Annotated in this window: 21 protein-coding genes; 11 read left to right on the forward strand and 10 right to left on the reverse strand. The window is 69.2% G+C overall.

The genetic code is table 11. The features are described from left to right. Positions 1-78 precede the first annotated feature (78 nt). Entirely contained in the window at positions 79-1,359 is a 1,281-nt protein-coding gene (locus BST28156_RS17950; RefSeq protein ID WP_174902948.1) for an MFS transporter, read from the forward strand. 22 nt (positions 1,360-1,381) lie between these two features. On the opposite strand, the gene BST28156_RS17955 is transcribed toward BST28156_RS17950, so the two are convergent. From BST28156_RS17955 to BST28156_RS17970, 4 genes are all read right to left on the reverse strand, one after another. Beyond that, the gene (locus tag BST28156_RS17955) at positions 1,382-3,583 is read right to left on the reverse strand and encodes a TonB-dependent receptor (RefSeq protein WP_174902949.1); all 2,202 of its coding nucleotides are present in this window, start codon (positions 3,581-3,583) and stop codon (positions 1,382-1,384) included. Positions 3,584-3,720: 137 nt separating this feature from the next. Further along, positions 3,721-5,946, reverse strand: a complete 2,226-nt coding sequence (locus tag BST28156_RS17960) for a xanthine dehydrogenase family protein molybdopterin-binding subunit (RefSeq protein WP_174902950.1) — start codon at positions 5,944-5,946, stop codon at positions 3,721-3,723. Continuing rightward, positions 5,943-6,944, reverse strand: coding sequence for an FAD binding domain-containing protein (locus tag BST28156_RS17965; RefSeq protein WP_060246633.1), 1,002 nt, complete (start codon positions 6,942-6,944; stop codon positions 5,943-5,945). Before BST28156_RS17965 ends, BST28156_RS17960 begins: the two co-directional genes overlap by 4 nt. 18 nt (positions 6,945-6,962) lie before the next feature. Beyond that, positions 6,963-7,715 carry a (2Fe-2S)-binding protein gene (locus BST28156_RS17970; RefSeq protein ID WP_174902951.1) on the reverse strand — a complete coding sequence of 251 codons (753 nt, stop codon included), beginning with the start codon at positions 7,713-7,715 and terminating at the stop codon, positions 6,963-6,965. A gap of 472 nt (positions 7,716-8,187) precedes the next feature. Here BST28156_RS17970 and BST28156_RS17975 point away from each other — a divergent pair, with 472 nt between their 5' ends. Both BST28156_RS17975 and BST28156_RS17980 read left to right on the forward strand, forming a co-directional pair. Next, positions 8,188-8,475 carry a hypothetical protein gene (locus BST28156_RS17975; protein WP_174902952.1) on the forward strand — a complete coding sequence of 96 codons (288 nt, stop codon included), beginning with the start codon at positions 8,188-8,190 and terminating at the stop codon, positions 8,473-8,475. A gap of 43 nt (positions 8,476-8,518) precedes the next feature. After that, positions 8,519-10,639, forward strand: a complete 2,121-nt coding sequence (locus tag BST28156_RS17980) for a phosphocholine-specific phospholipase C (protein ID WP_174902953.1) — start codon at positions 8,519-8,521, stop codon at positions 10,637-10,639. 45 nt (positions 10,640-10,684) lie between these two features. Here the strand turns inward: BST28156_RS17980 and BST28156_RS17985 are convergent, their stop codons facing one another. Continuing rightward, on the reverse strand, positions 10,685-11,308 hold the full coding sequence (locus BST28156_RS17985) for an RBBP9/YdeN family alpha/beta hydrolase (protein WP_060246623.1): 624 nt from the start codon (positions 11,306-11,308) through the stop codon (positions 10,685-10,687). Between the two features lie 218 nt (positions 11,309-11,526). Here BST28156_RS17985 and BST28156_RS17990 point away from each other — a divergent pair, with 218 nt between their 5' ends. The 5 genes from BST28156_RS17990 to BST28156_RS18010 are packed head-to-tail and all read left to right on the forward strand — an operon-like array spanning position 11,527 to position 14,608. Then, complete coding sequence (locus tag BST28156_RS17990; protein WP_009691311.1) at positions 11,527-11,964, forward strand: VOC family protein; 438 nt, start codon at positions 11,527-11,529, stop codon at positions 11,962-11,964. A 4-nt stretch (positions 11,965-11,968) separates the two neighbouring features. Further along, the gene (locus tag BST28156_RS17995; RefSeq protein ID WP_174902954.1) at positions 11,969-12,910 is read left to right on the forward strand and encodes a 2-hydroxyacid dehydrogenase; all 942 of its coding nucleotides are present in this window, start codon (positions 11,969-11,971) and stop codon (positions 12,908-12,910) included. A gap of 30 nt (positions 12,911-12,940) precedes the next feature. Then, the gene (locus BST28156_RS18000) at positions 12,941-13,873 is read left to right on the forward strand and encodes a hydroxymethylglutaryl-CoA lyase (protein WP_174902955.1); all 933 of its coding nucleotides are present in this window, start codon (positions 12,941-12,943) and stop codon (positions 13,871-13,873) included. Positions 13,874-13,898: 25 nt separating this feature from the next. Then, a complete protein-coding gene (locus BST28156_RS18005; RefSeq protein ID WP_060246613.1) occupies positions 13,899-14,405 on the forward strand; it encodes a YbaK/EbsC family protein in 507 nt (168 codons plus the stop codon). Continuing rightward, complete coding sequence (locus tag BST28156_RS18010) at positions 14,402-14,608, forward strand: DUF1289 domain-containing protein (protein WP_060246611.1); 207 nt, start codon at positions 14,402-14,404, stop codon at positions 14,606-14,608. The genes BST28156_RS18005 and BST28156_RS18010 overlap by 4 nt, the downstream gene beginning before the upstream one ends. 232 nt (positions 14,609-14,840) lie before the next feature. Here BST28156_RS18010 and BST28156_RS18015 read toward each other — a convergent pair whose 3' ends face one another. Beyond that, entirely contained in the window at positions 14,841-15,743 is a 903-nt protein-coding gene (locus tag BST28156_RS18015) for a DMT family transporter (protein ID WP_174902956.1), read from the reverse strand. Between the two features lie 113 nt (positions 15,744-15,856). Between BST28156_RS18015 and BST28156_RS18020 the strand changes: the two genes are divergently transcribed. Continuing rightward, a complete protein-coding gene (locus BST28156_RS18020; protein WP_060246607.1) occupies positions 15,857-16,348 on the forward strand; it encodes an Lrp/AsnC family transcriptional regulator in 492 nt (163 codons plus the stop codon). Between the two features lie 15 nt (positions 16,349-16,363). Here BST28156_RS18020 and BST28156_RS18025 read toward each other — a convergent pair whose 3' ends face one another. Continuing rightward, complete coding sequence (locus tag BST28156_RS18025) at positions 16,364-17,260, reverse strand: alpha/beta fold hydrolase (protein ID WP_060246605.1); 897 nt, start codon at positions 17,258-17,260, stop codon at positions 16,364-16,366. A gap of 265 nt (positions 17,261-17,525) precedes the next feature. Between BST28156_RS18025 and BST28156_RS18030 the strand changes: the two genes are divergently transcribed. Continuing rightward, the gene (locus BST28156_RS18030; protein WP_174902957.1) at positions 17,526-18,485 is read left to right on the forward strand and encodes an NAD(P)H-dependent flavin oxidoreductase; all 960 of its coding nucleotides are present in this window, start codon (positions 17,526-17,528) and stop codon (positions 18,483-18,485) included. A gap of 104 nt (positions 18,486-18,589) precedes the next feature. Here BST28156_RS18030 and BST28156_RS18035 read toward each other — a convergent pair whose 3' ends face one another. The 3 genes from BST28156_RS18035 to BST28156_RS18045 all read right to left on the reverse strand — a co-directional run bounded on the left by BST28156_RS18035 (position 18,590) and on the right by BST28156_RS18045 (position 21,649). Then, entirely contained in the window at positions 18,590-19,552 is a 963-nt protein-coding gene (locus BST28156_RS18035) for a LysR family transcriptional regulator (RefSeq protein WP_174902958.1), read from the reverse strand. Positions 19,553-19,731: 179 nt separating this feature from the next. Then, positions 19,732-20,808, reverse strand: coding sequence for a porin (locus tag BST28156_RS18040; protein WP_060246599.1), 1,077 nt, complete (start codon positions 20,806-20,808; stop codon positions 19,732-19,734). 346 nt (positions 20,809-21,154) lie between these two features. Continuing rightward, positions 21,155-21,649 carry a peptide-binding protein gene (locus BST28156_RS18045; protein WP_174902959.1) on the reverse strand — a complete coding sequence of 165 codons (495 nt, stop codon included), beginning with the start codon at positions 21,647-21,649 and terminating at the stop codon, positions 21,155-21,157. Between the two features lie 341 nt (positions 21,650-21,990). On the opposite strand from BST28156_RS18045, the gene BST28156_RS18050 reads away from it, so the two are divergent. Next, a complete protein-coding gene (locus BST28156_RS18050) occupies positions 21,991-23,022 on the forward strand; it encodes a bile acid:sodium symporter family protein (protein WP_174902960.1) in 1,032 nt (343 codons plus the stop codon). Positions 23,023-23,176: the final 154 nt, after the last annotated feature.

Below are 23,176 nucleotides of genomic sequence, written 5' to 3' on the forward strand. Positions count from 1 at the left end.
TATCAAAAACTTTCCGATTTTCAGGATGAATCTAGACCACCACACTGTCACTGTCAATTTCCAACCCGGCCTGTCGTCATGGACACCTCACTCGCCCTTTCCCGCTGCTCGCCCGCGCGCGGCCCCGCCCATCGCTGGCGCGTGCTGGCAGCCGGCGTCGCCGCGAACATGAGTTTTTCCGCCGCCGCGGCCGGCATTCCGACCACCGCCGTGTGGATGCGCACGGCCTATCACCTCGACAACGGCGCGCTCGGGCTCGTGCTCGGCGCGCTCGGCTTCGGCGTCGCGCTGTCCGAGCTGCCGTGGGGAATCGCCGCCGACCGCTTCGGCGACCGCCGCGTGCTGCTGACGGGGCTCGTCGCGACCGCCGCAATGCTCGCGCTGATGGCCTGCGCGATCGCGCCGACCGCACACGCGATACCGCCGCTCGCACGCGTGGTCGTGATGATGGGCTGCGTCGGGCTGCTCGGCGGCAGCGTCAACGGGTCGAGCGGGCGCGCGGTGATGCGCTGGTTCGGCGAGCGCGAACGCGGACTCGCGATGAGCATCCGCCAGACGGCCGTGCCGCTCGGCGGCGGTGTCGGCGCGGCGCTGCTGCCGTGGCTCGCGTCGCGTGCGGGATTCGCCGCGGTCTATGGTGCGCTGATGCTGCTGTGTGCCGCCGCGGCGACGCTGACCTGGCGCTGGTTGCGCGAGCCGCCCGCTAATGCGACTGCAGCCGCCGCGCCCATAACCGCGGCCGACCCGCACCCCGCCGCACCGCAACCGGCGGCCCGTCGCGGCGCGCCGCCGCTCGCGAATCTCGCCGTCTGGCGGATCGTGATCGGCATCGGCGCGCTGTGCGCACCGCAATTCGCGGTGCTGACGTTCGCGACGGTGTTCCTGCACGATTTCGGCCGGCTCGACCTTGCTGCGATCAGCGCGGCGATGGTCGCGCTGCAGCTCGGCGCGATGGCGATGCGCGTGTGGAGCGGCCGCTACACCGACCGCCACGGCAACCGACGCGCGTACCTGCGCGGATCGGTGCTCGTCGCGGCCGGCGCGTTCGCGTTGCTCGCGGCGGCAACGGCCGGCAGCCCGCGGGTGCCGCTCGCCGCGATCGTCGCGATCCTCGTGTTCGCGGGCATCTGCGTGTCGGCGTGGCACGGCGTCGCCTATACGGAACTCGCAACGCTCGCGGGCGCGAACCATGCGGGCACCGCGCTCGGGATGGCCAACACGATCGTCTATCTCGGGCTGTTCGCGACGCCGCTCGCGATTCCGCCGCTGCTTGCCGCCAGTTCGTGGAGCGCCGTGTGGCTCGCGGCCGCCCTGTGCGCGGCCGCGACATGGCCGCTGTTTCCGCGGCAGCGACGCTAGCTATGGCATACGCGCGGGCCGCTCAGAACTTGTACACGGCCGTCAGCGTCGCCGAACGGCCGTCGCCGAATTCGACCGCCGACGACCGCGACGCGTTGCCGAGCTGCTGCCGCACGCGCTCGACATACGCACGGTCGAACACGTTGTCGACGTTCAACTGCAAGCGCAGCCGGCGGTTCACGTCGTAGCTGGCCATCAGGTTGTGCACCCAGTATGCGCCGAGCATTCCGTCGCCTTCCGCCGTCACGTTGCGGCGGCCGACGAAATGCGAACCGTAGCCGAGCGTCCAGCCGGCCGGCAGCCGGTAGGTCGTCCACAGATTGAATGCGTGCCGCGGCGTATTGCCGAGCATCTGCCCGACCCGGCGCGGCGACGACGGCGACTCCAGCGTGACGCTCGCCAGATACGTGTAGTTCGCGAACACGTCCCAGTTCGGCGTCACCTTGCCGGCCGCGCCGAACTCGATGCCGCGCACGCGCTGCCGCCCCGCGAGCGCGTAGCTGCCGTCGGCCATCCGTTCGCGCGCGTTGTTCTTCCGGGTCTGGAACAGCGCGCCGTTCAGCGCGAGACCCGCGAGCCCTTCCCACTTCGTGCCGAGCTCGATGCTCTCGCTCTTCTCCGGCGACAGCCCGCCCGTCGCCGCGCTCACGCCCGAGCCGGTCGTCACCAGGAACTCGGCCGACGGATTGAACGACGTGCCGTATGCGACATACACGCGGCCGTTGTCGGTCGGCTTGAACACGAGCCCGGTGCGCGTGCTGAGGTGGCGATCCGATGAATCGGCGCGCTCGGTCGGCTTGCCGGCCGGCGTGCTCGCCGAACGGCCGTCGATCCAGTCGTGCCGCAGTCCGACGTCGACATCCCAGTATCGGCCGAACGAGATCGTGTCGAACGCGTAAAGCGCCTTCACGGTCAGCGCCGTATCGTTGCGCGCGGTGTCCTGTCGCCGCACGGGGCCGTGCCACCAGCCGGGCGGCGCAGTCAGCGCATAGCCCTCCGCCGGCCACGACTTCGCAAGCCCATACGAATAGGTCGTGCGCCCGTAGGTTTCCCGAGAAATCTCGAAGCCGGTGACCAGCGTGTGGCCGAGCCCGAACGTGCCGAATTCGCTCGTGACGTTGGTCTGGTTCGCCCACATCGCCGTCGACGAATCGCGGCCGTAGCCCTGCGGGCCGGCCGGCTTGTAGCGCCCGGGCGGCATTCCCTTCAGGTTCGCGTGCGACGCCGAAATCACCGTGTCGCGATGCAGGTGCGCATAACGGCTCAGGTTCTGCAGCTTCACGCGCGGCGACACGTCGTGCTCGACCTTCGCGGTCAGCACGTTCGACGTGATCCGTTCGCGGTCGAGGTTGCGCCAGCCGAAGTAGCTGTCGCGCGACACGCCGCCCAGCACCTGGCCGTTGAGCGCGGGCAGCCCGTAATCAGGCAGGTTGTTGTCGTACTGGTGGAAGTAGCCGAGCGTGACGCGCGTCGGCGTGCCGAGGCCGAATGCGAGCGACGGCGCGACGCCCCAGCGTCGCTTGCGGATGTCGTCGCGGCCCGGCACGTCGTTGACGTGCGCCATCGCGTTGAGCCGGAACGCGGTGTGGTCGCCGAGGCCCGGCAGCGGCCGGTTCAGGTCGAGCGTCGCACGCCGATGGTCGGACGTGCCGAGCGCGGCACCGACCTCGGCGAACGCGGCGGCCTTCGGCGCCTTGCTGATCAGGTTCACCGAGCCGCCCGTCGTGCCCGCACCGCCGAACACGGAGTTCGGCCCCTTGATCACCTCGACGGCCTCGATGTTGAACAGGTCGCTGCGGTTGTTCTGCGCGCTGTCGCGCAAGCCGTCGAGCTGCAGGTTCGCGTTCACGTTGAAGCCGCGGATGTTCACCATGTCGCCGGAGCCGCCGCCGCCCTCGCCGGCGTTGAACGTGATCCCCGCGACGTTCGACAGCGCATCGCGCAGGCTCAGCGCCTGCTGCTCGTCGAGCAGTTCGCGCGGCACAACGGTGATCGTCTGCGGCACGTCGAGCAGCGGCGTCGCGTATTTCGCCGAACCCGACCGGTCGACGCGCGAGCCGGCATCGCGGTCGCCGTGCACGAAGATCGGGCTCAGCTGCGTCGCGCGCCGCGGGTCCGCCTCCTCCGCCCACGCGGGCGCGGCCGCACAGGTCATCATTGCGAATGCGACGGAAGCAGTGCCGCGGCGCGGCGGCGTCGGGCTCGACTGAATAGGGCGACTCATGCAGGCTCCACAATTAAACGAGAATGGTTCTCATTCAATATAAAAGCCGGCCGCATGGCAATCAGACACGTTCGAATTTCGTCGACGAACGCGCATGGACCCCGCGCCGCACGCCGTCTCCCCTGTGCCGCCCACGCTCACACGCTCGTCGCCTCCGCCAGCTTGTCGAGCGTGATCGGCAGATCGCGCACGCGCACGCCCGTCGCGTGATAGACGGCGTTGGCGATCGCGGCCGGTACGCCGGTGATGCCGATCTCGCCGATGCCGCGAATGCCGAGCGGGTTGAAGTGCGTATCGCGTTCGTCGACGAAGCTCACGTCGAGCTCGCCGATGTCCGCGTTCACCGGCACGTGATACTCGGCGAGATTTGCGTTCGTGAAGCGGCCGTGCCGCACGTCGAGACGCGAGCCCTCCTCGAGCGCGGTGCCCAGGCCCCACACGATGCCGCCGATCAGCTGGCTGCGCGCGGTCTTCGCGTTGAGCAGGCCGCCGACGCTGTATACGCCGACGATGCGCGGCACGCGGATCGTGCCGAGCGCCGCATCGACATGCACTTCCGCAAACACCGCGCCGAACGAATGAAACGCATAGCGCGCCTTCTCGTCGCCCGGCTTCGTCGTCGCCTGCGCGTCGATGGGCCGGCCGCCCGCGCGTGCGATCACCGCGGCAGCCGGATCGCGCCGCGACGGATCGGCACGCAGCATCACCCAGCCGCCGTCGACGGTCACGTCGTCGGGTGCGGCGCCGTGCAGCGGCGAGCCGGCGTCGGCGATCGCCATCGCGATCAGCTTCGCACGCGCCTGCAGCGCCGCCTCGCGCACGGCCGGCGCGACGCTCGCCGCCGACTGCGAACCGCCCGACCCCGGCGCGCGCGGCAGGCTCGAATCGCCGAGCTCGAAGCGCACGTTCTGCGGTGCGAAGCCGAGCGCGTCGGCCGCGACCTGCGTCATTACCGTGTAGGTGCCGGTGCCGATGTCCTGTGTGCCCGACGCGACCGTCGCGGTGCCGTCGGGCAGGATGCGTGCGATCGCCGACGCCTCGCTGCGATTCGCCGGATACGTCGCGGTCGCCATCCCGAGGCCGATCAGCGTATCGCCGTCGCGCATCGTGCGCGGCGCATTCGTGCGGCGCGACCAGCCGAAGCGTTCCGCACCGGCGCGATAGCACGCGCGCAGCGCGTTGCTCGACCATGGCTTGCCGTCCTGCGGATCGACTTCCGCGTAATTCGCGACGCGCAGCGCGATCGGGTCCATGCCGAGCCGCCATGCCAGTTCGTCCATCGCCGATTCGAGCGCGAACGAACCGGGCGTCTCGCCGGGCGCGCGCATGAAGGTCGGCGTGCCGACGTTCAGCGACACGATCCGGTGCGTGGTCGCCTGGTTCGGCACCGCGTACAGGATTCGGGACGGCAGTCCGCACATCTCGGTCCAGTCCTCGAAGGTCGACGTGGTGACGATCGAATCGTGGCGCATCGCGGTCAGCGTGCCGTCGCGGCGCGCAGCCAGCACCAGGTGCTGCTCGGTGCGCGGCCGGCCGCCGACCGGGCCGAACATCTGCGGTCGCGTCAGCGCGAGCCGCACCGGACGCCCGACCTGCTTCGCGGCCATCGCGCACAGCGACACGTGCGACCACGACGAACCCTTGCAGCCGAACCCGCCGCCGAGAAACGGCGAGATCACGCGCACGTTGTCCGGCGCGATGCCGAACACTGCGGCCACCGCCGTGCGCGCGCCCGACACGCCCTGCGTCGAATCGTGCAGCGTCAGCATCGGCCCGTCCCAGTGCGCCATCGTCGCGTGCGGCTCCAGCGGATTGTGGTGCTGCATCGGCGTCGTATACGTCGCGTCGACGCGCACCGCGCCTTCGCGCAGCCCCGCGTCGAGATCGCCGCGCTGCGTGTCCATCGGCCGGCCCTGCTGGCCCGGCGGCACGCGCGCGCCGGCCTTCGCGCGCGCGAAGTCGAGCGTCGCGTCGCTTGCGCGATAGCGGATCCGCAATGCGTCCGCGGCGGCGCTCGCCTGTTCGAGCGTCTCGGCGACGACTACCGCGACAGGCTCGTTGCTGTAGCGCACGACGTCGTCCTGCAGCAGCGTGAGCCGGCGTCCCGCCGGCGGCGCCAGCGGCGGGCGGCCGCCGCCGGGCAGGCGCATCGCGTTCTCGTGCGTCATCACGAGCAGCACGCCGGGCATCGCACGTGCACGGCTCGCGTCGATCGACGCGATGCGCCCGCACGCGATCGTGCTCGTCACGAGCACCGCATGCGCGAGACGCGCACCGGGGAATTCGGCCGCATAGCGCGCACCGCCCGTCACTTTCAGCACGCCGTCGACGCGGTCGAGCGGCTGGCCGGTCAGCGTATTCATGCGACACCTCCGTGTTGCGCCGCGGCCAGCTTCACCGCGCGCACGATCGCGCGTTGCGCGAGGCCGACCTTGAATGCGTTGCCGTCGAGCGGGCGCGCATCGCGCAGCGCGAGCGCAGCCGCTTCGTGCAGCGTCGCATCGGTCGGCGGTTGGCCCGCGAGATGCTGCTCGGCCGCGCTCGCGCGCAGCGGCTTGTGCGCGACGCCGCCGAGCGCGATCCGCGCTTGCGCGATGCGCGCGCCGTCCATCCGCAACGCGGCCGCCACCGACACCAGCGCGAACGCATAGCTCGCGCGATCGCGCACCTTCAGGTAATACGCGTGTTCGGCGAAGCCCGGCGCAGGCAGGTCCACCGCGGTGATCAGCTCGCCCGCTTCGAGCGTCGTGTCGAGGTCGGGGCGCTCGCCGGGCAGCCGGTGAAACGACGCGAACGGAATCTGCCGCTCGCCGCGCGGGCCGCTCACGCGCACCACCGCATCGAGCGCGGCAAGCGCGACGCTCATGTCCGACGGGTTCACGGCGACGCACTGCGCGCTCGCGCCGAGGATCGCGTGCATCCGGTTGTCGCCGCCGATCGCCGCGCAGCCGCTGCCCGGGTCGCGCTTGTTGCATTGCGCGAATGCGCGATCGTAGAAGTACGGGCAGCGCGTGCGCTGCATCAGGTTGCCGCCGACGGTCGCCATGTTGCGCAACTGCGCCGACGCGCCGGCCAGCAGCGCCTGCGACAGCAGCGGGTAGTCCGCACGCACGCGCGCATGGTCGGCCGCGTCGCTGTTGCGCACCAGCGCGCCGATGCGCAGCCCGCCGCCGGGCAGCGCATCGATCGTGTCGAGCCCCGCGATGCGCGTGATGTCGATCAGCGCGACCGGCCGCGCGACGCCGCCCTTCATCAGGTCGAGCAGGTTGGTGCCGCCGCCGATGAAGACAGCGCCCGGCCGCTGCGCCGCACGCACCGCGCCGGCCACGTCGCTCGCCCGTTCGTAGGAGATCGCTTCCATGCCGATGTCCTCCCGCACCTACGCTTTCGCCGCATGCACGGCACGCACGGCGGCGACGATGTTCGGATACGCGCCGCAGCGGCACAGATTGCCGCTCATGCGTTCGCGGATCTCGTCGTCGGAAAGCTGCGCGGGGCGACTGCGCACGTCGCCGGTGGCCGCGCTCGCCGCGCCCGCGGCAAACTCGTTCAGCATCGCCGTCGCCGAACAGAGCTGCCCGGGCGTGCAGTAGCCGCACTGGAACGCGTCGTGTTCGATGAAGGCCTGCTGCAGCGGGCTCAGCGCGCCGTCGCGCGCGAGGCCTTCGACGGTCGTGATGCGCCGGCCGTCGTGCATCACCGCAAGCGTCAGGCACGCGTTGATGCGCCGCCCGTCGACCAGCACCGTGCACGCGCCGCACTGGCCGCGGTCGCAGCCCTTCTTCGTGCCCATCAGCCCCGCGTATTCGCGCAGCGCATCGAGCAGCGTGACGCGCGGTTCGAGTTGCAGCGTGTACTCGCGCCCGTTGATGTCGAGGCGCACGGGCTGCGGCGGAATCGCCGCGCGATGCGGCGGACTCGCGGCCGGCGCGGGCTGCGCCTGCGCATGCAGGTGCGGCGCGGCGCCGACCGTCGCGGCCGCCGCCGCGGATTGCAGGAAGCGCCGGCGTGCGACGCTCGACGGCGTCTCGACCGGCTTCGACGCGGGGCCGCAAGGCCCGGGCCCGCTCGACGATGCGCTCGTGCCGCACGCCGGTTCGGATGAGACGGGTATGGATCGATCGCTGGACATGACTTCTGCTCGCTCCATGGTTGAGGAGACAGAGGGATCGCCCGCGCACCGATTTACCGCGCGCGGACGATGCACACTCATCGTCCCGCATAGCAATTCCGGTGCCGCGCCGAGGCGCGCGCAACCGCGCGCCACTCCATGAAACTGCGCGCAACATGCAGGAAAGTAAAGCGCGCGGACCGACTTTTCTTCATGCTGGCGCGACCATGTCGCGCGGTTGGCGCGCAACTGTCCGCGGCCTGTCGAACCGGCAAGAAAAGCGGCTCGTCGCACATCGCCGCATCCGCTCCGGTAAATGCGTCCGGCCCGCGCAGCGCGCCGGGAAATATTGCCGCGAGCCGCCGCGAAAGCATTGAGTCAGGATTCCGAAAGCCCGCGTCGATCACACGCCGGTCGCAAACGATTCACCGAAACGTCGCATCGCGCCGGCATACTCGAAATCGTTCCCGATTCGCTCGCCAGGAGAAAATTCATGCGTCGCGTTGCCTTCGTCGTCGTTCTCTGTGCCGCCGCCTTCGTTGCCGCATGCAGCGACGACGCGCCGCACGACGCGCACGCGGCCGACGCTTCGCAGCAGTCCGGCGGATCGGCCGGCCCCGCGAACGCGTTCAACAGCGCGCCGTCGTCCGCGAACGCCGCCGCGTCCGATGCCGCGCCGCTCGCGCCGCCGGTCGTCCACTATCCGCCCGACGACGACGACGATGCGAAGCCCACCGCAGACGCCGCCGCGTCGGGCGCCGCCGCGTCGCCGTCGCATTGATCCCGCCGCTCCCGTCCCCGCTCGCAGAACCGAGGTGAATAACATGACGTCATCCAGCCGCCGCCGTTTCCTGCATACCGTCGCACAATCCGCGGGCGCCGCGGTCGCGCTCAATGCGTTCCCCGAATCGATCCGCCGCGCGCTCGCGATTCCGGCCGCGCGCGGCACCGGCACGATCCGCGACGTCGAGCATATCGTCGTGTTCATGCAGGAGAACCGCTCGTTCGACCATTACTTCGGACACCTGCGCGGTGTGCGCGGCTACAACGACCGCTTCCCGATCGCGCTGCCGAACGGCAAGCCGGTGTGGTACCAGCCGTCGAAGGCCGACCCGTCGAAGCCGGTGCTGCCGTTCCGGCTCGACACGAAGACCACCAGCGCGCAGTGCCTCGGCGCGCTCGACCATTCATGGGCGCTGACCCACGCGGCGATCGACGGCGGCCGCTACGACCAGTGGCCGGCGAACAAGACCGACATGACGATGGGCTATCACGTGCGCGAGGACATCCCGTTCCACTACGCGCTCGCCGATGCCTTCACCGTCTGCGACCAGTACTTCTGCTCGCTGCCGGGCCCGACGCACCCGAACCGCGCGTATCTGATGACCGGCACGATCGACCCGACCGGCAAGTTCGGCGGCCCGCTGCTCGACAACGCCGACTACGTCGACGGCGACCTGCCGCCGGCCTACCAGCTCCTGTCGTGGCAGACCTTCCCCGAACGGCTCGAGGCGCGCGGCATCTCGTGGCAGATCTATCAGCAGGGCCTGACCTGGGCCGACCCGTACAACGGCAACTACGGCACGAACATCCTGCAGAACTTCACGAACTTCATCAACGCGAAGCCGGGTTCGTCGCTGTACCAGCGCGCGCAGACGGTGCGCACGCTCGACAACCTGAAGGACGACGTGATCAACGACCGGCTGCCGCAGGTGTCGTGGCTGCTGCCGCCGGCCGCGTTCTCCGAGCATCCGAAGTACACGCCCGCGTATGGCGCGAACTACACGTCGCAGATCCTCGATGCGCTCACCGCGAACCCGGACGTCTGGCGCAAGACCGTGCTGTTCATCATGTACGACGAGAACGACGGCTTCTTCGACCATATCGTGCCGCCGCAGCCGCCGACCTCGGCCGCGCAGGGCGCCTCGACCGTGACGACCGACGGCGAGCTGCACACGGTCGTGAACCCGGGCCGCGGCGGCAGCTACACGGCCGACGGGCTGCCGTACGGCCTCGGGCCGCGCGTGCCGATGACGGTCGTGTCGCCGTGGACCAAGGGCGGCTTCGTGTGCTCGCAGGTGTTCGACCACACGTCGGTGATCCGCTTCATCGGCGAGCGCTTCGGCGTCGACGAGCCGAACATCACGCCGTGGCGCCGCACGGTCTGCGGCGACCTGACCGCCGCATTCGACTTCCGCTCGTCCGACGCGAGTTTCCCGCCGCTGCCCGACACGAGCCAGTACCGGACGATCGCGGACCAGCAGTGCACGTCGCAGCCCGCGCCGACCGTGCCGGCGACGCCGTCGCCGATCGATCCGCAGGAACCGGGCGTGCGGCCCGCGCGCGCGCTGCCGTACGAGCTGCATGTGAATGCGAGCCTGATCGGCGCGAACAAGCTGCGCATCGAGTTCGCGAACCGCGGCATCCAGGGCGCGCACTTCAACGTGTATGCGGCGAACCGCACCGACGGCCCGTGGCGCTACACGGTCGGCGCGCGCCGCGTGCTGCATGCGGATTTCGACGTGACCGTGACGAACGGCGCGTATGCGTTCTCGGTGTACGGGCCGAACGGCTTCGTGCGGATGTTCTCGGGCAACGTGTCGGACTCGACCGCGCACCGCCGCAACCAGGCCCAGCCCGAAGTGAAGGCCGGCTACGACATCGCGAACGGCAACCTGTACCTGAAGCTGCGCAATCACGGCACGGGCCACGTGACGCTGACGCTGACCGACAACGCGTACGGCGCGCCGACGCGCCAGGTCACGCTGCATGGCGGCGACGAGCACGTCGAGCAATGGCTGCTCGCGTCGAGCCACCAGTGGTATGACGTGACGGTGAGCGACGGCGCGAACGGCACGTTCTCGCGCCGCTTCGCGGGCCACGTCGAGAACGGCCAACCGAGCTATTCGGATCCGGCGGCCGTGCAGCCGGTGTCCGCGTCCTGAGCGCGAACGCGCGCGGGATGCGGCGCAGGCCGCACCGCGCGACGGTCAGACCGCGTGCGCGAGCGCGCGGTCGATCAGATCGGCCTCGAAGCCGTCGTCCGCCTCGCGAAAGCGCAGCGGCGCCGCGCAGTGCACGAGCGTATCGACGAAGTACTTCGCGCGCGGCCACGGCCCGAAGCCGGCCGCGGTATTGATGTGTCCGGCATCGCCGAGATTGACGAACGCGCTGCCGAGCCGTTGCGCGAGCGTGCGCGCATCGGCGAGCGGCATCCACGGGTCGGTCTCGCTGCCGATCACGATCGACGGCACCGCGAGCCGGCGCGCGTCGAACGGCCCCGCAAACGTAAATTTCTTCGGGCTCGCGGGCGCGACGAGCAGCACGCCCGCGACGTCGGCCGCCTGCGGCCACTGCGCGAGCGCATGCGCGGCCGCGAGACAACCGAAGCTGTGCGCGGCGAGCACGAACGGGCCGCGCTCGCGTTCGAGCAGCGCGCGCACCGATTGCGCCCAGCGCGCGAGGTCCGGCGCGTCCCAGTCGTGCTGCTCGACGCGCAGCGAGCGCGGGAACTGCCGCTCGAGCCAGCTCTGCCAGTGAGCGCCTTCGCTGCCGTGCAGGCCCGGAACGGTCACGAGCCGCGGCGGCCACGCCGATTTGCTGCATGCGCGCATGATTGCCCTCGCTTGCTTGAAGACGGGCTTCGATTGTGGCGCGCCGCGCACCGCGGCCGAACCAATATTTTGTGCTTTGCTTTTGCGTGGGAGGGCCGACGGACCGGCCCGGCCACGCGCAACACGCCGCGACACCGTAGAATGTGGGCTTCCCGCCAGCCATGCATGGAGCCGGGGCGGGCGCCCGCGCGCGCGCCCCGGCTGTCAGGAGACGCCCGATGTCCGCTACGCCTTCCGGCGCGCTGCGCCCGTTCCATCTCGCCTTTCCCGTGTCGAGCCTCGCCGATGCGCGCGCGTTCTACGGCGGCCTGCTCGGCTGCCCCGAGGGCCGCAGCTCGGACCACTGGGTCGACTTCGATTTCTTCGGCCACCAGCTCGTCGCGCATCTCGCGCCGCACGAAACGGGCGCGAGCGCGGTCAACCCGGTCGACGGCGACGACGTGCCGGTGCGTCACTTCGGCGTCGTGCTGTCGATGGACGAATGGCACGCGCTCGCCGAAAAACTCCAGGCCGCGCACACGCGCTTCGTGATCGAGCCGCATATCCGCTTCAAGGGCGAAGTCGGCGAGCAGGCGACGATGTTCTTCCTCGATCCGTGCGGCAACGCGCTGGAATTCAAGGCGTTCGCCGACATCGGCCAGCTGTTCGCGAAATAAGCGCATGAAGATCCTGTTCCATTCCCCGCACCAGGAAGCTGCCGCGTGGCGCGACGAACTCGCGCGGGCGCTACCGGAGGCCGAACTGCGCGCGTGGCAGCCCGGCGACACGGCCCCCGCCGACTACGCGCTCGTGTGGCGCGCGCCGCGCGAGTTCTTTGCGCCGCGCGACGGCCTGCGCGCGATCTTCAATCTCGGCGCGGGCGTCGACGCGCTGCTCGCGCTCGACCACGCGCATCCGGGCACGCTGCCGCGGCACGTGCCGCTCGTGCGGCTCGAGGATTCGGGCATGGCGCAACAGATGATCGAATACGTGACACACGCGGTGCTGCGCTACCTGCGCCGTTTCGACGAATACGAGACGCTGCAGCGCGAACGCCGCTGGCAGGCGCTCGAACCGCATCCGCGCGCGAGCTTCACCGTCGCGGTGCTCGGCCTCGGCGTGCTCGGCGCGCAGGTCGCGCGCACGCTCGCCGCACTCGGCCTGCCCGTGCGCGGCTACAGCCGCAGCCCGAAGCAGCTCGACGGCATCGAGACGTTCGCGGGCGAGCACGCGCTCGACGCATGCATCGACGGCGCGAAGGTGCTCGTCAACCTGCTGCCGAGCACGCCCGACACCGACGGCATCCTGTGCGCGCGCACGTTCGCGCGGCTCGCGCCGGGCGCCTATCTGATCAACGTCGCGCGCGGCGCGCATCTGGTCGACGCCGACCTGCTCGACGCGCTCGCGAACGGCCGGATCGCCGCGGCGACGCTCGACGTGTTCCATCGCGAGCCGCTGCCCGCCGATCACCCGTTCTGGGCCGCGCCGCGCATCACGATCACGCCGCACAGCTCGGCCGAGACGCTGCGCGCGGAGGCCGTCGAGCAGATCGCAGGCAAGATCCGCGCGTTCGAGCGCGGCGAGCCGGTCGGCGGCATCGTCGACTACGCACGCGGCTACTGAATTCGCCCATACAGCAAACAGGAGACAACCATGAGCTTCCCCACCGCCGTCAAGATCGTCGAAGTCGGCCCGCGCGACGGGCTGCAGAACGAAAAGACCTTCGTGCCGACCGACGTGAAGATCGCGCTCGTCGACCGGCTGTCGCGCGCCGGCTTCCGCAATATCGAGGCCGCGTCGTTCGTGTCGCCGAAATGGGTGCCGCAGATGGCCGACGGCGCGGACGTGATGGCCGGCATCGAGCGCCGCGCGGGCACCGTCTACTCGGTGCTCACGCCGAACCTGAAGGGCTTCGAGAACGCGCTCGCCGCACGCGCGGACGAGGTCGTGATCTTCGGCGCGGCGAGCGAAGCGTTCTCGCAACGCAACATCAACTGCAGCATCGCCGAGAGCATCGCGCGCTTCGAGCCGGTCGCGAAGGCCGCGAAGGACGCGGGCCTGCGGCTGCGCGGCAGCGTGTCGTGCACGCTCGGCTGCCCGTACCAGGGCGAGGTGCCGGTCGCGTCGGTCGTCGACGTCGTCGAACGCTTCGCGGCGCTCGGCTGCGACGAGATCGACATCGCCGACACGATCGGCGTCGGCACGCCGAAGCGCACGCGCGAAGTGCTCGAAGCGGTCACGCGCGTGTTCCCGCGCGAGCGCCTGTCGGGCCACTTCCACGACACCTACGGCCAGGCGCTCGCGAACATCTATGCAGCGCTGTTCGAAGGGATCGAGATCTTCCACGCCTCGGTCGCGGGCCTCGGCGGCTGCCCGTATGCGAAGGGCGCGACAGGCAACGTCGCGACGGAAGACGTGCTGTACCTGATGCAGGGCCTCGGCATCGACACCGGCATCGACCTCGCGCAGGTGGTCGCCGCCGGCGACTTCATCTCGAACGCGATCGGCCGCGCGAACGTGTCGCGTGCCGGTCGCGCGCTGCTCGCCAAAGCGCAGAGCGCGGCCGACGCCGCGAACTGCGTCTGACCCGATATTCGACGGATTCCTGAACATGACGACACCCGCTGCATTCGACACGCTCCCCGATTCCGCGCGCCGCGTCGCGCTGCTGCTGCGCGAACGCGGCCATTCGAAAGACATCGTGATGCTCGCCGAAACCGGCAAGACGTCGGCCGAGGCCGCGGCCGGGCTCGGCTGCTCGGTCGCGCAGATCGCCAAATCGATCCTGTTTCGCCGGCAGTCGGACGGCGCGCCGGTGCTGGTGGTCGCGAGCGGCGTGAACCGCGTGGACGAGAAGAAGGTCGCCGCACAGGTCGGCGAAGTCGGGCGCGCCGACGCGAAGTTCGTGCGCGACAACACCGGCTACGCGATCGGCGGCGTCTGCCCGATCGGGCATCTCGTCGAGCCCGTCACGCTGATCGACGCCGACCTGCTCGCGCTCGACAGCCTGTGGGCCGCCGCCGGCCATCCGCATGCGGTGTTCAACCTGTCGCCGCAGGAACTCGTCACGCTGACGGGCGCGCCGGTCGCCGACGTCGCGCTGCGGGATCCCGCATGAGCGACGTGCCGGTGCCGGTCGGTGTGGTGGGTTCGCCGTGCACGGACGTATGCCGGATCGATCCGCGCACCGACTGGTGCGCGGGTTGCCTGCGCACGCGCGACGAGATCCGTGCATGGCGCACGTCCGACGACGACGCGCGACGCGTGGTGCTCGCGCGGCTCGATGCACGGCGGCGCATGCTCGCGCGCAGCGGCGAATAAAAAAAAGCCGTTCAGCCTGTCGGGCGAACGGCATCGAGATCGGAATCCTGTGAACGTGATCAACGTCACAGCCGGCATGATACGAGCGGCGCCGTCGGCCCGCATCGGGTGTTTCCCTACAACTTCTTACAGCGTCTTTCAAGCGCGCGCACGGGCGTCTGTGCGGGCCTCGCGCGACGACGGCAGGCCGTAGCGACGGGTCGTAGCGGCAAGCCGGATCGCCCACTCGCTTTCAGTTGCCGATCGCCGCGCGGCGCGCGGGCACGATGCGCCAGCCGAGGTTCACGCCGGCCGCCGCGAGCAGGATCAGCAGCGCGCCGAACACCTGCGTCGACGCGAGCGTCTGCCCGAACGCGAAGTGATCGACGGCGATCGCGACGACCGGATAGACGAACGACAGCGCGCCCGTCATCGCGGTCGGCAGCTTCTGGATCGCGCCGTACAGCAGCACGTACATCACGCCGGTGTTCACGACGCCGAGCGCGACGAGGTCGAGCCACTGGCCGGCTGTCGCGGGCAGCGTGTCGAAGTGCGCGAACGGCGCGAGCATCACGATGCCGATGCCGGCCTGCAGCAGCGCGAGCAGATGCGGCGGCGTGCCCTTCAGATGCTTCGTGACGATCGACGACAGCGCGTACAGGAAGGCCGCGCCGAGCGACAGCGCGACGCCTTCGAGATATTCGCCGGGCACCGCGAGCACGGCCGGCTCGACCCGCACCACGCAGACGAGCCCGACGAACGCGATGCCGAGCCACGCGAGCGTCGACGCGGTGATCCGTTCGCGGAACACGAGCGCGCCGAGCGCGATCAGCATGAACGGCTGCGTGTTGTACACGGCCGTCGCCATCGAGATCGACGCGCGCGAATAGGCCGCGAACAGCAACAGCCAGTTCGCGACGATCGCGATGCTGCCGAACGTCGCGAGCAGCAGCATGCGCGGCGAGAACAGCCGGCGGCGCAGGAAGCCGAGCGCCGCGCAGACGATCGCGAGCGTCGCCGCGCCGAACAGGCAGCGGAAGAACACGACGTTCGTCAGCGGTTGCTGCGACGACATCACGAGCCAGCCGATCGTGCCGGACATCATCATCGCGACGACCATCTCGGCGGCGCCGCGGCGGATTTCGTTCGAGGCCATCATGGACTCCTGGGAAAGAGCGGGGATGACTTCGATTCTAGGAACTTGCTTTCGGCAAAACCACGGCTAGACTGAAGTGAATCGACCGATTTACCTTCGAAAGCAAAGCGATCATGCCGAAACGCCTTTCCCCTCCCGCCGTCGCGTCGCTCGATGCGACCGACCGCGCGATCCTCGCGGCGCTGGCCGACGACGCGCGCATCGCGACCAGCGAGCTCGCGCGGCAGATCGGGCTGTCGGCGCCCGCGACCGCCGACCGCGTGCGCCGGCTCGAGGCGCAGGGCGTGATCGCCGGCTTCACCGTCGAGCTCGACCCGCGCGCGCTCGGCTATACGCTGCAGGCGATCGTCCGCGTGAAGCCGCTGCCGGGCCAGCTCCATCTCGTCGAGGACGTGCTGCGGCGGATTCCCGAATTCGTCGAATGCGACAAGGTGACGGGCGACGACTGCTTCATCTGCCGGCTCTACCTGCGCACGATCGAGCACCTCGACGACATCCTGTCGAAGGTGACCGAGCGTGCCGAAACGAGCACCGCGATCGTGAAGTCGACGCCGGTGCCGCGCCGGCTGCCGCCGCTCGCCGAAGACGACGCGGCGCGCCGCTAAGCGCCGCGCGCGCGCTCACACGGCCGGATCGCGCGCGTCGAAGAACGCCAGCAGTTCGTCGATCAGCGCGCCGGGCGCTTCTTCCGGAATGTAGTGCCCGCAATCGAGCGCGCGGCCGCTGACGTCGCGCGCGACGCGCCGCCATTCGTCGAGCGGGTCGAAGCAGCGGCCGACGATACCGTGCTCGCCCCACAGCACGCGCAGCGGGCAGGCCACCTTGTTGCCGCGTTCGAGATCGGCGCGGTCGTGCTCGAGATCGATCGTCGCCGACGCGCGGTAGTCCTCGCACATCGCATGCACGGCGCCTGGCTGCGCGAGCGCCGCGCGGTACGCGTCGAGCGCCTCGGGCGCGAACGGCGCGAGCCCGGCCGAGCGGTTGCCCATCACGCGCTCGAGATACGCGTCGGTATGACCGCCGATCAGCGTCTCGGGCAGCGGCTCCGGCTGGATCAGGAAGAACCAGTGGAAATACGCGGTCGCGAACGCGCGATCGGTCTGCTCGTACATCGCGAGCGTCGGCGCGATGTCGAGCAGCATCATCCGCTCGACGGACGACGCGTGATCGAGCGCGAGCCGATGCGCGACGCGCGCGCCGCGATCGTGCGCGCATACATGGAACTGGTCGAAACCGAAGTGCCGCATCACCGCGACCTGATCGGCCGCCATCGCACGTTTCGAATACGGCGCATGCTGCGCGTCGCTCGGCGGCTTGCCCGATGCGCCGTAGCCGCGCAGGTCGGTGGCGATCACCGTGAAATGCTTCGCCAGCGTCGCGGCGACGCGATGCCAGATCATGTGGGTCTGCGGATGACCGTGCAGCAGCAGAAGCGGCGGCCCCGCGCCTCCTTTGACACCGAAGATGTCGGTGTCCTGCACCGTCACGCGAAACGGTGCGAACGCGTCGAACGACATGGTTTGTTTCTCGTTGGTTTGTTATGGCGGCTATTGTAGGAGCGTGAGTGCACGATCTGAGCGGCGCAGTAGCCCGAACGCGTAGAAAGAGAACACTCACTCGATTGCCGCCGCGCCGCACGGTTTGCTAAGCTCGCGTAGAATCGCACGACCGTTCGTATTAATATGAGCCAGCGGACTTGATCCGCGACTCGCGACTACACTCGGGATGCCGGTCGGCGCGCGCCGCCGAAGCGCCGGACCGGGTCGATCTTGGAGACTTCACATGGCATTGCCCGCCGTCCTGCAGAACCTGACCTTGCCCGTCATCGCGTCGCCGATGTTCATCGTCAGCTACCCCGAACTCGTGCTCGCGCAGTGCAAGGCGGGCATCGTCGGTTCGTTCCCCGCGCTCAACGCACGCCCGGCCGAGCTGCTCGACGAGTGGCTCACGCAGATCCAGTCGGAACTCGCGGACCATCGCTCGAAGCACCCCGACGCGGCGATCGGCCCGATCGCGGTCAACCAGATCGTCCATCAGTCGAACGTGCGGCTCGAGCACGACGTGCGCGTGTGCGTCGACCACCGGGTGCCGATCTTCATCACGAGCCTGCGCGCGCCGGCGCGCGAGATCGTCGACGCGGTGCACAGCTACGGCGGCATCGTGCTGCACGACGTGATCAACCTGCGCCACGCGCAAAAGGCGCTCGAAGCGGGCGTCGACGGGCTGATCCTCGTCGCGGCCGGCGCGGGCGGGCATGCGGGCACCACGTCGCCGTTCGCGCTGGTCGGCGAAGTGCGCAAGATCTTCGACGGCCCGATCGTGCTGTCCGGCTCGATCGCGAACGGCGGCTCGATCCTCGCCGCGCAGGCGATGGGCGCCGACCTCGCATACATGGGCACGCGCTTCATCGCGACGCAGGAAGCGCACGCGGTCGACGACTACAAGCGCGCGATCGTCAACGCGAAATCCGCCGATATCATCTATACGAACCTGTTTACCGGCGTGCACGGCAACTACATCCGCGAGAGCATCCAGAAGGCCGGTCTCGATCCGGATGCGCTGCCCGAATCGGACAAGTCGAAAATGAATTTCGGCGGCGACAAGGCAAAGGCGTGGAAGGATATCTGGGGCGCCGGCCAGGGCGTCGGCCTGATGGACGACCTGCCGGACGTCGCAACGCTCATCGCGCGCCTGAAGGGCGAATACGACGCCGCGAAGGCGCGGCTCGGCATCACGCGCTGACGCCGGCGGCGGCAGTCGCCGTCACCTGTCACGTCAGACGAAACAAAAAGCGCGAACCGCAGCGGTTCGCGTTTTTTATTCGTGCTTCAGGAGGGAAACGCGGTTCAGCCCGCGCGCTTGATCCGTGTGATCGGCAGCACGCGCAGGCGCGATTCGATCGACGGGCACAGCGACTGCCCTTCGAAACGCGCGGCGAGAAAATCGACGAACGAGCGCACCTTCGCCGATACGTGGCGACGGCTCGCATATACCGCATAGATCGGCAGTTCGCGCGGCGGTATCGCGTCGATCAGCACCGGCACCAGTCGTCCGGACTCGATATCGTCGCCGACCACTTCGGTGCCGAGCAGCGCAATGCCCGCGCCGCCGAGCACGGCCGCGCGCAGTCCTTCGAGATGGTTGACGATCAGGTTGCCGTTCAGCGTCACGCGCGACGCGGCGGCCGCGTCGTTCAGCATCGAATCGAGCGTCGTCGCGTTCGAGTCGCGGCGCAGGTAGTTATGGTGCGCGAGATCGGCGATCGTCTCGGGCGTGCCGTGCTTGTCCAGATACGCCGGCGACGCGACCAGCAGGATGTGCGCGGTCGCGATCTGGCGCGCGACCAGCGACGACGACTTCAGCCCGCTCGGCGCCGCGCGCACCGCGACGTCGTAGCCTTCGTCGATCAGTTCGACCACGCGATCCGACAGCGTGATCTCGACCGTCACGTCGGAAAAGCGCTCCGCATAATCGGTAACCGCCTGCATCACGTGCCGCAGCCCGAACGCGGACAGCGACGTCACGCGCAGCCGGCCCTGCGGCACCACGCTCGCGGCGCCGACCGCCTGCCCCGCTTCGTCGAGTTCGGACAGCGCCTGCACGAGGCGCTCGTAGTATTCGCGTCCCGCCTCGGTGGGCGCGACGCGGCGCGTCGTACGGTGCAGCAGCCGCGCGCCGAGCTGCTGCTCGAGATGCATCACGTGCTTGCTCGCCATCGCCGCGGACATCTGCATGCGCTCCGCCGCGCCGACGAAGCTGCCCACTTCGACGACGTATCGAAACACATTCATGCTGACGAGGGTATCCATCGAACTAGCTCGCAATTCCTGGGAATCATGCAATTACGAGATAGGGTAACAAAGGCGAAGAAATAGAAAGGTCAAGAAAGGCAAAACGGCGCCGCGGGTTGCGGCGCCGTTTCGGGCGAAAAATCCGGGTACGGAACGCGCGGCGCGCGCGATGCGAACGCCGCCCGCGCGAACGGGGCTCAGAACTTCGCGCGGATGCCTGCGCCGAACGTGTTGCCGGTCGACAGGCCGCTGATGTGGTCGTTCATGTACGCGGCATAGACGTCGGTGCGCTTCGACAGCGGGTAGTCGTAGCCGACGGCCCAGGTCTGGCGCGTCTGGTCGAGGCCGCCCGAGTCGCGCGAGTATGCGTACGACGCCATCGCGTTGCCGACGCCGAGCGGCACCGACACGCCGCCCTGCGCGGTGTTCACGTGCCAGCTGCCGGCGACCTGGTCGTTCTTCGTATACATGTACTGGCCGAACAGCTTCACGAACTTCAGGTCGTAGGTCGCGCCGACCTGCGCGATGCCCTGGCTCTTCATCCCGGCCACGAGTGCGCTCAGATCCTGCGGCCCGTTGTTGAAGTTCACGTACTGATAGACGGCGGTCGCCGCGAACGGACCGTTCGCGTAGTTGAACTGCGCGCTCCACTTCTTCGAGCGGTTGTCGCCGGCCTGGTTGCCGAGCGCGTACATCGCGCCGAAATTCAGGCCGCCGAACGACGGCGACGTATACGACAGCGCGTTGTTCCAGCCCGAATCGCCGACTGCACCCTGGTCGCTCGGATAGGTCGGATACGTGCCGAGGCCGAGGAACACGTGGTACACCATCGGCGAGAAGGTGTACGAATCGTAGAACGGGTTGAACAGGATGGTCGACAGGAACAGCTGCGTCGTCAGGCGGCCGGCCGTCACCGTGCCGTACGGCGAGCTGATGCCGACATATGCGTTGCGCGCGAAGAACGTATCGCCCTGGAAGCGGCCGTACTGGCCGTTCTGCGCGCGGAAGAAGCTTTCCAGCGTGAAGATCGCCTTGTAGCCGCCGCCCAGATCCTCGGCGCCGTGCATGCCCCAGTACGACGTCGACATCCCGCCGCCGCCCACGTTCCATGCGCGGTCGCCGCCCGGGAACTTGGTCGCGCCGACCCATTCATCGACCTGGCCGTAGAGCGACACGCTCGATTGCGCATGGACGGGTGCGGTGGCCGCCACACAGGCGGCCGCTGCGATCAGCTTGACGGACGTGCGCGACGCACGGCGGGCGAATGCTTTCATGGGATCTCCAGGTTTTGTCGATTTGTCGATAAATGGCGCGAGCGTTGTTATCGGAGCCGATGCTTGCGTCGTGTGGGGCGCAGCCATCTTTACGGATCATTCGTCCGGTCAAAATTGCGCCCGCTTATTGCGGGTATAGCGGCAGCATTAACTTTGCGAAGGCGATACGTGGCCGGCGCGCGCTGCGGCGGCCCGGCGCGGAGCGTTCGCGCGACCGGACGGCCGCGTGGCGCACGCGTGCCGGGCGCGAAAGATAGCGCAATGCGGCGGGAAAATCAGCGGAAATCTGCGCGCGACTGTGGCGAATTCGCATCAGCCGGCGTGGAGAGGGGGAACGCGGGCGCGTTCAGTTCCGGTAGAACGGGGAGAAAAACGGCGAATGCGCAGGCTCTTCCTGCGAACGGGGCGGCGGCATCGGGCGGCCGCCGCGCTCCTCGTTGTAGCGCGCAACGTCGGCGCGGATCGAGCCGGCGCGCAGCGGCACGTTGCCGCCGCCCGGCGGACGCGGCATCTGGCGCGCGTCGGCGCTGATCGGGCGATACGGGCTCTGCGCGGCGTAGTGGCCGTACGACGGCGTCGGCCGCAGCCCCCAGCGGGAGCCGGAGCCGTTCACGCCGCCCGGTGCCGCGGGACGCGGGCCGCCCGGCGGCGCCGCACGACGCCAGACGGGCACGCCGGCGGCCGGCTGGCCGTAGGCGCGCATGTCGCCGCCGCCGAAGCCGTGGCCGCCGAACGCAAAGCCGCCGCCGTGCGGCGGCTGCGCGAGCGCGAGCGGCATCAGCAATGCGCCGAGCACGCCTGCCGCCCATCGTCCGATCTTCCGTTTAACCCGTTCCGTCATCGTTCAGTGCCAGTTCCTGCTCGCTCCGGCCGTTTCCGGCCGACACAAGCCTTTCAGCAGTAATTTATGAGCGGGCGAAAAACGTGTCGAGCCAAAAAATGTTATGTCGGGGGCATCGGTGTAACACCATGTTACTGCTAGGTTTTTTCACCTCGGGGCGTGATCGCGGCAGAACATTCTTCTGCCGTTTTGCGCATCGGCGGGCACGCGCGGCCGGCCCAACCGACATGCAGCCGATTCATTAATCGATTCACACAATGAATTTGTGTATTGAATGGGCAAGCGGGAAAATACGCGGGTTCGCGCGCGATGCGCGCATTCGTCTTTCAGCTGAGATCCTGATGGCCCGTCCCCGTTTTCTTCCCGACAACTTCACGCTCGCGCTCGTCGGCACCGTCGTGCTCGCGAGCCTGCTGCCGTGCCGCGGCCCGGCCGCGCATGCGTTCAACTGGGCGACCAATATCGCGGTCGGCCTGCTGTTCTTCCTGCACGGCGCGAAGCTGTCGCGCGAGGCGGTGATCGCCGGCGCGACCCACTGGCGGCTGCACACGGTCGTGCTGCTCAGCACGTTCGCGCTGTTCCCGCTGCTCGGCCTCGCGCTGAAGCCCGTGCTGCAACCGCTCGTCACGCCGGCGCTGTATGCGGGCGTGCTGTTCCTGTGCACGCTGCCGTCGACGGTCCAGTCGTCGATCGCATTCACGTCGATCGCGAAGGGCAACGTGCCGGCGGCCGTCTGTGCGGCCTCGGCGTCGAGCCTGCTCGGGATCTTCGTCACGCCGGCGCTCGTCGGGCTGATGATCACGTCGCAATCGGCCACGGCCGCGTCGCCGTGGAGCACGGTCGGCAGCATCGTGATGCAGCTGCTCGTGCCGTTCATCGCCGGCCAGCTGCTGCGGCCCGCGATCGGCGGCTGGATCGATCGCAACCGCGGCGTGCTGCGCTTCGTCGACCAGGGCTCGATCCTGCTGGTCGTCTACGTCGCATTCAGCGAGGCCGTGAACCAGGGGCTGTGGCACCAGATCCCGGCGCGCGCGCTCGGCGGCCTGCTCGTCGTGAACCTCGTGCTGCTCGCGATCGCGCTGCTGCTGACCGCGTTCGTCAGCAAGCGGCTCGGCTTCAACCGCGCCGACCAGATCACGATCATCTTCTGCGGATCGAAGAAGAGCCTCGCGGCCGGCGTGCCGATGGCGAAGGTGATTTTCTCGTCGCACGCGGTCGGCGCGATCGTGCTGCCGCTGATGCTGTTCCACCAGATCCAGTTGATGGCGTGCGCGGCGCTCGCGCAGCGCTGGGGGGCGCGCGACCTGAGCGGCGAGCGCGACGAGGGCGACGCGAGCGCCGCGCCCCGCACACTGAGCGCGAGCAAGCACTGACGCGCCCGGGCGCAGGCGCCCGCCTGCGCGCCCTCGCCCGCCCCGCGCCGGTACGCGACACGATGCACCAACATCGCGCATCGCGTCACACAATCTTCATTCAACTCTGCGCGTTCGCTGTCGTTAAGTCGTGCGTCCCGTCGCTTCGGCCGCC

The organism is Burkholderia pseudomultivorans (assembly GCF_902499075.1).
In the GTDB taxonomy this organism is placed as follows: domain Bacteria; phylum Pseudomonadota; class Gammaproteobacteria; order Burkholderiales; family Burkholderiaceae; genus Burkholderia; species Burkholderia pseudomultivorans.

What these genes read in the sequence shown, in the direction of transcription:
- BST28156_RS17950 (WP_174902948.1), top strand. Translation starts at nt 79, where the DNA reads ATGGACACCTCACTCGCCCTTTCCCGCTGCTCGCCCGCGCGCGGCCCC.
- BST28156_RS17955 (WP_174902949.1), bottom strand. Translation starts at nt 3,583, where the DNA reads ATGAGTCGCCCTATTCAGTCGAGCCCGACGCCGCCGCGCCGCGGCACT.
- BST28156_RS17960 (WP_174902950.1), bottom strand. Translation starts at nt 5,946, where the DNA reads ATGAATACGCTGACCGGCCAGCCGCTCGACCGCGTCGACGGCGTGCTG.
- BST28156_RS17965 (WP_060246633.1), bottom strand. Translation starts at nt 6,944, where the DNA reads ATGGAAGCGATCTCCTACGAACGGGCGAGCGACGTGGCCGGCGCGGTG.
- BST28156_RS17970 (WP_174902951.1), bottom strand. Translation starts at nt 7,715, where the DNA reads ATGTCCAGCGATCGATCCATACCCGTCTCATCCGAACCGGCGTGCGGC.
- BST28156_RS17975 (WP_174902952.1), top strand. Translation starts at nt 8,188, where the DNA reads ATGCGTCGCGTTGCCTTCGTCGTCGTTCTCTGTGCCGCCGCCTTCGTT.
- BST28156_RS17980 (WP_174902953.1), top strand. Translation starts at nt 8,519, where the DNA reads ATGACGTCATCCAGCCGCCGCCGTTTCCTGCATACCGTCGCACAATCC.
- BST28156_RS17985 (WP_060246623.1), bottom strand. Translation starts at nt 11,308, where the DNA reads ATGCGCGCATGCAGCAAATCGGCGTGGCCGCCGCGGCTCGTGACCGTT.
- BST28156_RS17990 (WP_009691311.1), top strand. Translation starts at nt 11,527, where the DNA reads ATGTCCGCTACGCCTTCCGGCGCGCTGCGCCCGTTCCATCTCGCCTTT.
- BST28156_RS17995 (WP_174902954.1), top strand. Translation starts at nt 11,969, where the DNA reads ATGAAGATCCTGTTCCATTCCCCGCACCAGGAAGCTGCCGCGTGGCGC.
- BST28156_RS18000 (WP_174902955.1), top strand. Translation starts at nt 12,941, where the DNA reads ATGAGCTTCCCCACCGCCGTCAAGATCGTCGAAGTCGGCCCGCGCGAC.
- BST28156_RS18005 (WP_060246613.1), top strand. Translation starts at nt 13,899, where the DNA reads ATGACGACACCCGCTGCATTCGACACGCTCCCCGATTCCGCGCGCCGC.
- BST28156_RS18010 (WP_060246611.1), top strand. Translation starts at nt 14,402, where the DNA reads ATGAGCGACGTGCCGGTGCCGGTCGGTGTGGTGGGTTCGCCGTGCACG.
- BST28156_RS18015 (WP_174902956.1), bottom strand. Translation starts at nt 15,743, where the DNA reads ATGGCCTCGAACGAAATCCGCCGCGGCGCCGCCGAGATGGTCGTCGCG.
- BST28156_RS18020 (WP_060246607.1), top strand. Translation starts at nt 15,857, where the DNA reads ATGCCGAAACGCCTTTCCCCTCCCGCCGTCGCGTCGCTCGATGCGACC.
- BST28156_RS18025 (WP_060246605.1), bottom strand. Translation starts at nt 17,260, where the DNA reads ATGTCGTTCGACGCGTTCGCACCGTTTCGCGTGACGGTGCAGGACACC.
- BST28156_RS18030 (WP_174902957.1), top strand. Translation starts at nt 17,526, where the DNA reads ATGGCATTGCCCGCCGTCCTGCAGAACCTGACCTTGCCCGTCATCGCG.
- BST28156_RS18035 (WP_174902958.1), bottom strand. Translation starts at nt 19,552, where the DNA reads ATGGATACCCTCGTCAGCATGAATGTGTTTCGATACGTCGTCGAAGTG.
- BST28156_RS18040 (WP_060246599.1), bottom strand. Translation starts at nt 20,808, where the DNA reads ATGAAAGCATTCGCCCGCCGTGCGTCGCGCACGTCCGTCAAGCTGATC.
- BST28156_RS18045 (WP_174902959.1), bottom strand. Translation starts at nt 21,649, where the DNA reads ATGACGGAACGGGTTAAACGGAAGATCGGACGATGGGCGGCAGGCGTG.
- BST28156_RS18050 (WP_174902960.1), top strand. Translation starts at nt 21,991, where the DNA reads ATGGCCCGTCCCCGTTTTCTTCCCGACAACTTCACGCTCGCGCTCGTC.